The organism is Streptomyces sp. NPDC056527 (assembly GCF_042794475.1).
In the GTDB taxonomy this organism is placed as follows: Bacteria; Actinomycetota; Actinomycetes; order Streptomycetales; family Streptomycetaceae; genus Streptomyces.
Genome location: NZ_JBHTTQ010000166.1, coordinates 1 through 10,182, shown reverse-complemented (window position 1 = coordinate 10,182; position 10,182 = coordinate 1). Strand labels below are relative to the sequence as shown.

General features: G+C 70.0%; 8 protein-coding genes and 1 pseudogene. 5 read left to right on the top strand and 4 right to left on the bottom strand.

Features of this window, described 5'->3' with window-relative positions; genetic code table 11:
• Positions 1-365: winged helix-turn-helix domain-containing protein (locus tag ACFQ7Q_RS36440; protein ID WP_383563015.1), on the bottom strand; the 365-nt coding region annotated here is incomplete at its 3' end.
• 358 nt (positions 366-723) lie between these two features.
• Here ACFQ7Q_RS36440 and ACFQ7Q_RS36435 point away from each other — a divergent pair.
• The gene (locus ACFQ7Q_RS36435) at positions 724-1,023 is read left to right on the top strand and encodes a DUF6506 family protein (RefSeq protein ID WP_033220913.1); all 300 of its coding nucleotides are present in this window, start codon (positions 724-726) and stop codon (positions 1,021-1,023) included.
• Positions 1,024-1,038: 15 nt separating this feature from the next.
• Here the strand turns inward: ACFQ7Q_RS36435 and ACFQ7Q_RS36430 are convergent.
• Positions 1,039-1,920, bottom strand: a pseudogene (locus tag ACFQ7Q_RS36430) (IS5 family transposase).
• A 95-nt stretch (positions 1,921-2,015) separates the two neighbouring features.
• Here ACFQ7Q_RS36430 and ACFQ7Q_RS36425 point away from each other — a divergent pair.
• A protein-coding gene (locus ACFQ7Q_RS36425) for an IS5 family transposase (RefSeq protein WP_383563012.1) occupies positions 2,016-2,875 on the top strand; the annotation gives its coding sequence in 2 pieces (ribosomal slippage) (positions 2,016-2,367 and positions 2,367-2,875; 861 coding nt in all).
• A gap of 4 nt (positions 2,876-2,879) precedes the next feature.
• Here the strand turns inward: ACFQ7Q_RS36425 and ACFQ7Q_RS36420 are convergent.
• Together ACFQ7Q_RS36420 and ACFQ7Q_RS36415 are read right to left on the bottom strand one after the other, a co-directional pair.
• Positions 2,880-3,245 (bottom strand): hypothetical protein, encoded by a 366-nt coding sequence (locus ACFQ7Q_RS36420; protein WP_383563009.1) that lies wholly within the window; start codon positions 3,243-3,245, stop codon positions 2,880-2,882.
• Positions 3,246-3,917: 672 nt separating this feature from the next.
• On the bottom strand, positions 3,918-4,400 hold the full coding sequence (locus tag ACFQ7Q_RS36415; RefSeq protein WP_383563006.1) for a DedA family protein: 483 nt from the start codon (positions 4,398-4,400) through the stop codon (positions 3,918-3,920).
• Between the two features lie 727 nt (positions 4,401-5,127).
• On the opposite strand from ACFQ7Q_RS36415, the gene ACFQ7Q_RS36410 reads away from it, so the two are divergent.
• The 3 genes from ACFQ7Q_RS36410 (at position 5,128) to ACFQ7Q_RS36400 (ending at position 10,142) form a co-directional block, all read left to right on the top strand.
• Positions 5,128-6,165: a PP2C family protein-serine/threonine phosphatase gene (locus ACFQ7Q_RS36410; protein ID WP_383563003.1), complete on the top strand. Its 1,038-nt coding sequence runs from the start codon at positions 5,128-5,130 to the stop codon at positions 6,163-6,165.
• A 1,734-nt stretch (positions 6,166-7,899) separates the two neighbouring features.
• Positions 7,900-8,271: a hypothetical protein gene (locus ACFQ7Q_RS36405; protein ID WP_383563000.1), complete on the top strand. Its 372-nt coding sequence runs from the start codon at positions 7,900-7,902 to the stop codon at positions 8,269-8,271.
• The gene (locus ACFQ7Q_RS36400) at positions 8,271-10,142 is read left to right on the top strand and encodes a DUF4012 domain-containing protein (RefSeq protein ID WP_383562998.1); all 1,872 of its coding nucleotides are present in this window, start codon (positions 8,271-8,273) and stop codon (positions 10,140-10,142) included. Before ACFQ7Q_RS36405 ends, ACFQ7Q_RS36400 begins: the two co-directional genes overlap by 1 nt.
• Positions 10,143-10,182: the final 40 nt, after the last annotated feature.

Genomic DNA, 10,182 nt, shown 5'->3' with positions numbered 1-10,182 from the left:
GTTGAAAGTCGAGTCTGGTCTTGGTGATGAGACCCTCGATGAGGCGGAGGCGGTTCTGCATCCGTTTCAAACCGTGTCTGCGTCAGCGCAATGAGCTGGTCGAGGCTGTGGGTGGTGAGATGGGTCAGTGACCTCTTCGAGTGCGATCGAACTCCATCGATAGGGTTGAGCTCGGGAGCGTACGGCGACAGCCGGTAGATAGTCAGCCGTAGACGGGCGGCAATTCTCGCCTCGTCCCGCTCTGTGGCCTTGCGGGTGGGGAGCTGAACGCTCCAGCCGATGCGGCGCGGCAGCAGGTCCATCCCGGCTAGCGTGTAGGTGACGCCGAACTGGCGACGCACGACGTCAGCGATCCGCGTCGGCATCCAGCACTAATCAGGCCAGCCGAATTCGGCAGGGTCGGCCTCCATCACCATCTTCAGCAGGCGGAGTTGTTGCGTGTCGAGCTGCGGCAGGCGCCGCCGGGACCCTTGGAGGCAAGCATGTCAGCCGCCCGCCGCCAGCGGTTCGCCGATGTCTGAGTCGCCCTGAACCGTCGGGCCGCCTCCTTGTCGCTAGGAGCTGTCCGGCGGATCATGCGCTAGCGGGCCGTGTTGCCGTACTCGGACGGTGCGGGCATCCGGAGTGCGGCGTAGATCACTCACGGCTTGTCTCCGTTCCAGGCCATTCCCGCCCTGGCTCTGCTTGGCTGGTGGCTCTGACGATCACAGGAGGTCGATACGTATGGCGCTCACACACTGGGGGTTCATCTACACGGCGGACGGCAGCGCGGCAGGTGGCGATGTCAGCGTCGTGGACACGGGTACGTGCCGCAGTGTGTTCGTCGGGGTGGAGAAGCCTGAGGAGGGCATCGAGGCCGCGCGCCGCCTGGTGGGCGAGGGCGTGCAGCTGATTGAACTGTGCGGGGGATTCGGGCCGGTATGGGCCGGGCGTGTGATCGAGGCGATCAACGGCGCAGTCCCCGTGGGCGCGGTTGGCTACGGACCCGAAGCGGTCGATCAGGTGCATGCGATTTTCTCGTGACGGGTGCCAGCTCCTTCACTCCGATAGAGACCGGAGCCAGAGCCGAATGGCTGCGACGGTGACGGTGCCGTGAAAGATGTAGGCCCTCTTGTCATATCTCGTCGCGACCGCCCGGGAATTCTTGAGCGCGTTGATGGTGCGTTCCACTTCGTTCCTGCGCTTGTAGATCGTCGTGTTGAAGCCGGTGGGCCGGCCGCCCCTGCTGCCGCGGCGCTGGCGGTTGGCCCGCTGGTTCTTCGGTTCGGGATGGTGTGCTTGATCTGGCGTCGGCGCAGGTAGCGGCGGTTCCGCCGGGATGAATACGCCTTGTCACCGCCGAGATGATCGGGCCGGGTCCGGGGGCGCCCACCGTCCGGGCGGGCGACACGGACACGCTCCATCACGGGAACGAGCTGCGGTGCGTCGCCCCACTGACCCGGCGTGATGAGGAAGGCGAGAGGCCGGCAACCCCCTTACCAAGCAGATGAATCTTGCAGGTCAGCCCGCCCCGGGTCCCAGCCCCTGATCGGGGCGGTGCTGCCGGGGCGTCCGTCTTTCCGGAACCCGGGGTGGCTTCTTGCGTGCTGCGGCGGCGTTCTGGTGAGCGCGGCAGGACGTTGAATCCATGCTCACCATCGACCAGTCGATGCAGCCCGTCGCGTCCGCGTCGGCCAGGACGGCCTTGAAGATCCTGTCCCACATGCCGTTCGCAGACCAGCGCCTGTGCCGCTCGTACACAGTCTTCCACTTGCCGAAACGCGCAGGCAGATCCCGCCACGGCACCCCGGTGCGCTGTCGGAAGAGGATCCCGTTGATCACCCTGCGATGACTCTCTCAACGCCCGCCCTGCTGCCCGCACTTCGGCAGATGCTGCTTCAGCCGCAACCATTCCTCATTCGTGAGATCTCCCCGCCCCATGAACATGCCAACGACTTGAACCCGGGACAGGTCACATGATCCGTCGGACAGCCCCTACAGCGTGTCTCTTTGATGGGTTGGTCGGTTGATCGGATATGTCTGTCCGGTTGGTAATCACTGATGCGATGTGGGTCCGGATCGAGCCGTTGATGCCGGCCGACCCGGTCCGTGGGCGACGGTGGGCCGACCACCGCCGGACGATGGAAGCGATCGCGTGGAAGTACCGCACCTGCTCGCCCTGGCGGGACCTGCCCGCCGAGTTCGGTCCTTTCCAGACCGCCCATAAACGTCTGATCAGGTGGGCCATGGACGGCACATGGGAACGGATCCTCGCGGCCGTTCTTGCAGCAGCAGACGCTGAAGACGACGTGGGCTGGACCGTGTCGGTGGACTCCACCGTCTGCCGGGCTCACCAGCATTCGGCCGGAGCCAGAAAAAGGGGGTGCCCGACCGGTCTGAACCCGACGATCACGCACTCGGACGCTCCCGTGGTGGTCTGAGCACGAAGGTCCACTTGGCGAGCGACAGCCAGGCACGGCCCCTGGCCCTCCACGTCACGGCAGGTCAGGCCGGTGACGCTCCGGCCTTCGAGGCGGTGATGGCCAGAATCCGGGTTCCGCGCACCGGGCTCGGAAGGCCGAGAACCCGGCCTGCCGTTGTCCTCGCGGATCGCGCCTACTCTTCCCGCGCGATCCGTGGGTATCTCCGCCGTCGTGGCATCCGGGCCGTCATTCCGCAACCTGCTGACCAGATCGGTCACCGCCTACGTCGTGGCCGCGCGGGAGGCCGCCCGCCCGGCTTCGACGCTGAGACGTACAAGGAGCGCAACGCCGTCGAACGATGCATCAACCGCCTCAAGCAGTGGCGCGGCCTGGCCATGCGAACCGACAAACTCGCTATCGCCTACCAGGCCGCACTCCACCTTGCCGCGATCCTCGTCTGGACCCGACGCTGACGACTCAGGCGCGCTCCCTGCGGCCTGGGGGGAATTCATTGCCGTCGCAGTCAGAGACCGTCGCGAACCAGGACGTGGCCCAGACGGTGAGACAGTCGGTCTCGTGGATCGTCTCGAACGGGTGGTCATTCCACGTCCCGTACGAGGTGACGTACACAGCCTCCCCGGGCTTCAGCCAGTAGTCCTGCCCGAACGGCTCGAGCCACAGCTGCAAATGCTCCTTGCCGTCGTTTTGCACCAGTAGCGGCACCGGGTTCCCCAGCTGCTGGATCGCCTCGAAGCTGAGGTCCCCGGCCTGGGGCATGTTCGTCTTCAGCGGATCGATGATCCGGTCGATTTTCGCCCGCTGAACCGAGTCCTGTCCGTCCACGTGATCATTGTGGCCCCGCCCCGCGGCCGAGAACAGCCCGGCCACCTGCATCAAGGCTCGATCAAGTCGCCCCACGCAGTGGACAGCCCCCAACTGGTCTACTCGTCAAGGAGACACGGCCTAGCCCCGGACTCGATCAGGTCAGGAGCTGCGAGCCGGATTTGCTCAAGCAGGGCCCGTTTCTCAGCCGTCAATCCGCCGCCGTCGGGATGCTTCATCCTCGCGGCCTGGCGCGGACCACGGCAGCCGTCACGGCCCGACGTAACCCACGCCATTCAAGATCTCTGGTACGGACGCCGGCGCCTCGGTGCTTCCCCGTGCTGCTGATGCAGGACTGGTGAAAGGGGGCCGCTCGGCAGGCGACGATCGTCGCGCACGCGTTCGACCCCGGTGGCCGCACCCGCGGCACCATCACCGGCGTCCCCAGCGCATCTGGTCCTGACCGCCCAGTTGCGTACGATCGCTCCCGCGGATGGCCTCCTCCTCGGGACCCGGCACCCACCCCCGATCCGCCAGACAGTCAGCCTGCTGCCGCATGTCCAGGACGACACGGAGGAGGGGTGGGCCTGCCGAGTGCCTCGCACACGACCTCGCCCCACGGATCCCGTTCGAGGAGGTCTGACCCCGCGCAAGCATCTCGCCAGGCGTAGCGCCCGCCCTTGCGGTATGGGCTCACGGTTCCTCGACCCCGGTGTCACCGGAGGGCAGGGCCGCCCTTCTTCTGCGGTACACCACGGCACCGCACGCCGCGAGGAGGAGGACGGCCACGGTGGCCACCCCGAGGGCCGTCCGCTCGGCGAAGAGCCTCCCGAGTACTTCGAGCATGCCGAGCCCCGCGGTCGCGTAGATCAGCGCCCAGGCCGCTCCGCCCAAGAACAGGGCGGGGAGATAACGAGGCAAGGGCATACGCATGCTGCCCGCGAGGAAGTTGGCGGCGGTCTGGAAACCGACGGTCAGGAAGGAGACGGCCACCACCGGCGCGCCCCACCGCTGGATCGCCCGCTCGGCGCGCTGGAACTTCGCCGAGGAGATCCGCCCGGCGAACCTACTGCGCCGGGCACCGGCGCCGGCCAGCCACCCGACGGCGAACGTTCCTCCGGCGCGGAGCAGCACGATGACGTACAAGGCTCCGGCCGTGAGCGCGACCTTATCCACGATGCCTCATCCCGAGCCCAGGGCAGGAACCAGGGACGCCCGTAGGTGTCCCGCCCCGGCGGGCGTAAACCCGGCCACCGTCTCTCACCTGCGCCCCACCTCTTCTATGGGTTGCCGCCTACGGCACCGGAACCCGAACGTGCACGCCCGCACGCTAGGCAAGGCAAGCCTAACCGAACGCACACACGGGTACAGGGGTAGGGGCTGCCGGAGGAGCGACAGGCGGGGGGTAGCGAATCTGGTTGGCTCACCAACGGCGTAGACCTCTGCCAGTGTGGCAGGAGCCCCGCTCTGGCTGATCGCCCCTTCGCCGCCTTCTGAGAGTGATGCCTGAGCGTCGAAGGTGTCCAGCCGGCGTGTTCGGTCTCGCTCGTCGTGAGTGGCGTAGTTGGCCGATCTGTCCGGCGACAGGGCTGCGCTTCTGATTGGGGCGAGGCTCCCGTGCTGCCTGTGGTTGTGCGGGCTGGGCCCGAGGTGGGGGCCGGGGCGGGGTGCTTCGGTGGTGTTGCGTCGGGACATGCCCGCTGCGGCGGGCCGCGCCCTACGGCGAGGGCTGCGGTCGTGTTCAGGGGGTGCCCGTGGGCTGGCAGTCCTGGGGTGGGTGGGCTGGTAGCTCCGGTGGGTGGTGTGTGTTGGGGGGTGGGGTGTTGTTTGCCCGGATATTGTGGGGGTTGTGATCGAGTCTGGACGGCCGCGGGTGCGTCGGCGCTACGGCCGGGGGAGGCTCGTGCGGCTGTCGCCGGTTGTTTTGACTGTGGTGATCGCGAGCCTGGCTTATGCCACTCCGCCGGAGATGGCTTTCAGTCGTCTTCTTCCTGCGGCGCCGGCTTTGGCTGCGTCGATGTGGCCGGTGCTGCCTACTGTTTTGTTGGGGACGGTGTGTCTGTGTCTGATGATCGGTCTGGGGTTTGTTTTTCCTGGTCTGGGGACGTGGTGGACGGCTGCGGGGATTGTTGCGGTCACGGTGGCTGCCGCGTATGGGAGTCATGTCCGGCTTCAGCGGGAGCGGACTTTGTTCCAGGTGCGGCTTGTCGCGGATGCGGCGCAGCAGGTGGTGTTGAGTCCTTTGCCGCGTCGTTTCGGGAATGTGGAGATCGAGTCGTTGTATCTTGCGGCGGCGGCGGAGGCTCGTATCGGGGGGGATTTCTATGAGGTGGTCGATACGCCGTTCGGGGTGCGGCTGCTCATCGGTGATGTGCGGGGCAAGGGTCTGCCGGCTGTGGGGGCGGCTGCGGCGATCGTGAATGCTTTCCGGGAGGCGGCCTACGGGGAGCGTGGCATGGTCGAGGTCGCGCGCAGGCTGGATGCCAGCAGTACCCGTTACAACGCCGCGTTTCCTCCCGAGGGGCCGATGGAGCGTTTCGCCACTGCTCTTCTTGCCGAGATTCCGCACGAGGGGGGACGTATCGACATCCTCAACTGCGGGCACCCTCCGCCGCTGCTCCTGAACCGCGACACGCTCCGTATTCTGGAGCCGGATACTCCTTCGCCGCTGCTCAGTCTGGCCGAGCTGATCGGTGATCACTACACCGTCGACACCTTCGACTTCGCCCCGGGTGACCTGCTGCTTCTGTATACCGACGGGATCGCCGAGACCCGGGCTCATGACGGGGAGTTCTTCCCGCTGGCGGCCTGGATGCGGCGGCAGCCTCCCACGCCGCCGCGGGAACTGCTCAACGCTCTTCACCGCGACCTGCTGCGTCACAGCAGGGGACGTCTCGACGACGACATCGCCGCCCTCGCCGTACGCCTGCGCCGCCCCTGAAGTACAAACCTCCAGGTGAACGGCCCTCCGGGTGCTTCACCGCTCACGGACGGGGGTGTGTGGTGATCGCGCCCCCGCGCGGCGGGCGGGGGAGGGCGGGGGAGGGTGGGCAGCCGCGCTGGTCCTGCGCCGCTCACGGTGGCGATCACGCTCCCGCACGGTGGGCGGGGGAAGGCGAGGGGCCACCCGGGTCCTGTGCCGCTCATTGACGGGGGTGTGTGGCGACCGTGCCCCCGTGCACGAAGGGCGTGACGTCACCGTCGTGGCCCGCCCGCCCCGAACTTCCTCGCCCGGCAGACTGGGCGGAATCCGGGACCCGGCCCCGTGCGTACCCGGGTTGTGGTCCGCTTTGCCACCGCGACCCGCAGGCGCGCCTGCCTGTCTGCATGTGCCTGCGTCGTACCGGGGCGGCAGGGCGCGTCGCCGATGCCGTAGGCGTGCCCGGACTCGGTGGCGACCCGGCTCCCGATCGCCGCAGCCTGGCTCACCCGCACGACGACCGCCACGCCGCCGGACGGCGGGCTCGCCTGCCCTCGACCTCCCGCGATACACGGCACCTCCGGTTACCGGTGCCGGGCTCTCCCACGACCGCCACGCCCGCCACGCCGGCACCGTCGGTGACCTGCGTCGACCCGCAGGGTCATCGGCCGGTTCGTCGACGTCACCGCGTCCGTGGAGGGATGGGGTGGAGTTCTGTGACGGCCGCGTCGTCACCCTGCACGAGCCGCCCCGGGCCCGGCCCGGCCGTGGTTCTCAAACCCGTCCCGCCCGCGCGGTGAGCGCCCGGCGGGATGTGCCAGGCCCTGGTCGGGGAATGCCGGCGCCGGGCAGCCACCCCTCCGAAGCGGAACGGCCGGGCCGGTGGGGGAATCCCGCCCGGTGCTCCGCAGCCCCCGTCCGGCATCCACCTCCGCCCAGAGGGATGCGCCAGGCCCTGGTCGGGGAACCGCCGGCATCCGGCAGCCACCCGTCCGAAGCCCGACGACCGGGACTGGTCGGGGAACGCAGCCGGCACTCCGCAGCCCCCCGTCCGGCAGCCACCCGTCCGAAGCCGTACGACCGGGCCCCGGTCGTGGAACGCCGCCGGCGCCCCGCAGCCACCCCCGCCCCGTGGGATGCGCCAGCCCTGGTCGGAGAACGTGTCGGCTCCTGGTAGCCACCCCGCCCCGCGGGGTGCGCCAGGCCCGGTCGGGGAATCCCGCCGGCGCCCCGCTGCCCCCGCCCCGCAGCCACCCCCGCTCAGCAGGATGCGCCAGCCCCGGGTCGGGGAACGCCGCCCGCACCCCGCCCCGCAGCCACCCCCGCTCAGCAGGATGCGCCAGCCCCGGGTCGGGGAACGCCGCCCGCACCCCGCCCCGCTGCCACCCCCGCTCAGCAGGACGCGCCAGACCCTGGCCGGGGAACGCCGCACCCGGCACCCCGCACCCCGCCACCCCGCACCCCGCCACCCCGCACCCGCCACCCCGCACCCGGCACCCCGCACCCCGCACCCCGCCACCCCGCACCCCGCCACCCCGCACCCCGCCACCCCGCACCCCGCACCCCGCCACCCCCCCGGTAGTCATCCCTCCGATGCCGGATGGTCAGGCCCGGTTCTCCCTCCATCCGGTGCCTTCTGAAGGCCAAATGCATGAGTCACGGCGCGCATGTCCTATTCATCCTCTTATATGGGCCCTGGGCGTGGTTTCTGCCGTTCCAGGCCTATGGACGTTCCTGTCGAAGAGAGTGGAGAACATGAAGCAGTTGCTGAGATGGAGAACCGCCCTGGCTCCGGTGGCCACGGCTGCCGCGCTCGTCGTGGCGCCGCTGGTCGGTGCGGGTGCCGCTCATGCGGCGGACAATCCTTATCCGCCGCATTCGACGGACCACCCCTATCCGCCGCATTCGACGGACCACCCGTATCCGCCCAAGCCCCACAAGCCGCATGAGCCCGGTCACGGGCACGGGGACGGGGATCACGAGGGTGGTCACGAGCCGGGCAAGCCGCATCTGGCGGACACCGGTGCCGACAACACCAGGGAACTCGTGCTGGGCGGCGCCGCGGCTGTGCTGGTGACCGCGGGCGTGGGTGCCGCGTGGGTCGCCCGCCGTCGTCGCACCTCGTGATGAAGGCCCTGCCACGTCTGACCTTCCGGAAGCGTCCCGAGTCCGCTCGGGACGCCCGCCGGGAACACGGGGGCGCTCACGGCCCCTGGCGCAGGAACGTGCTGCTCGCGGCCGCCGGCTTGTCGGTGGCCGCCGCCGCATGGATCGGTATCACGGGCTGGCTCGCCCGCGGTGAACTCCTCGCCGCCCAGGGCGACCTGACCGCGCTGCGCGCGTCCCTTGCGACCGCGGTCGCAAGGGACGGTGCGCCGGCCCTCTCCGCGGGGGCCCCGGGCGAGTTGGATCGGGAGCGCCTGCTGCGGTCCGCGGCCGGTCATGCCGAGCGCGCACACGAGCTCACGACCGGGCCTGCCTGGTACACCGCCGCGCAGCTTCCCTTCGTCGGTGAGCCTTTGCGGACCGTGCGCGGGATCGCGCGGGCCTCGGACGGTCTGGCCGGTGATGTGCTGCCGCCGCTGGTGCGCGCTCTTCCCGGGCTCAAGGCGGGCGCGCAGGCGGGCGGTGTGTCGCGGACCCTGTCGGAACTGGAGCGTCAGGCGCCCGCGTTCGTGCGGGCCGCGCAGGTCGCGGCGAAGGCGCGGGACGACACCCGCGGGCTGTCCGCATCGACCTGGCTGCCGGCGGCCGACCGGGCTCGTGCCGAGCTGGCGCGGCAGCTGGACCGGCTCGCCGGGCAGACGGACGACGCCGCCTTCGCGGCCCGCACGGTGCCTGCCCTGCTCGGGGCGCATGGGCCACGGCGTTACATCCTCGTCTTCCAGAACACGGCCGAGGCGCGGGGCACCGGCGGCCTGCCGGGAGCCTTCGCGGTGCTGCGGGCCGAGGGCGGGCGCCTGGAGTTCGAGCGCTTCGGCAACGACACGGACATGGACGGCGTGCGCGCGGATGTGGACCTCGGAGCGGAGTTCTCCGACCGGTACGGGAACAACGCGCCCGGCAGGCTGTTCGTGAACTCCAACCTGAGCCCGCACTTCCCCTACGCGGCCCGCCTGTGGACGGCCTACGGCGAGAGGCTCACCGGCCGGCGGCTGGACGGTGCGATCGCCACCGACCCGGCCGCGCTCGGTCTTCTGCTGCGCGCCACGGGGCCGGTCGGCCTGCGTGACGGCACCACCCTCACCGCCGACAACGCCGTGGACCTCACCCAGCGCACCAGCTATGTGACGTACTCGGATTTCGCCGAGCGCAAGGCGTTCTTCATCGAGGCCGCCCGTGCCGCCGCCATGCGGCTCATGACCGCCGTCGACGACCCGCGCCTGTTCCCCGCCATGCTGAGCGCGCTGCGTGATGTGCAGCACGAGGGCCGTGTGCAGATGTTCAGTACGCATCCGGAAGAGCAGCGCCTGCTTCAGGCGCGGCAGCTGGGCGGCGCGCTGCCCGATGCACACGGTCCTTTCGCGGGGCTCGTGGTGAACAACGCGGCCGGCTCCAAGCTGGACTACTACCTCGACCGGAGCCTGGTGTGGGAGCCGGGCGCCTGCACGAAGTCCGGCCGGTCCGTCACCGCGACCCTCACGCTCACCAGCCGGGCACCGGCCTCGGGCCTGCCCGGCTACGTCACCACACGGGCCGACGCCCCGTCCTACCCGACCAGGCCGGGCGACAACCGGCTCCTGGTGTCGTACTACGCCGGTTCGGGCGCGCGTCTGACCGGGGCCACGCTGGACGGCCGTCCCGTCACGCTGATCCCCGGTGTCGAACGCGGCCATCCGACGTACACGCTCGACCTGGAGCTTCCCCGGCAGTCCAGCCGCACGCTGGTGCTGCGTCTGGTCGAGCCCGAGGCCGGCAGCGCCCCGACGGTGTGGCGGCAGGCGCTGGTGACGCCGCTGCGCGCCACGGTGAGGCCCGCCGGGCCGTGCCGCGGCTGAAACGCCTTCCCGCGCCTTGGGGGCGCACCGCGCAGCGCGC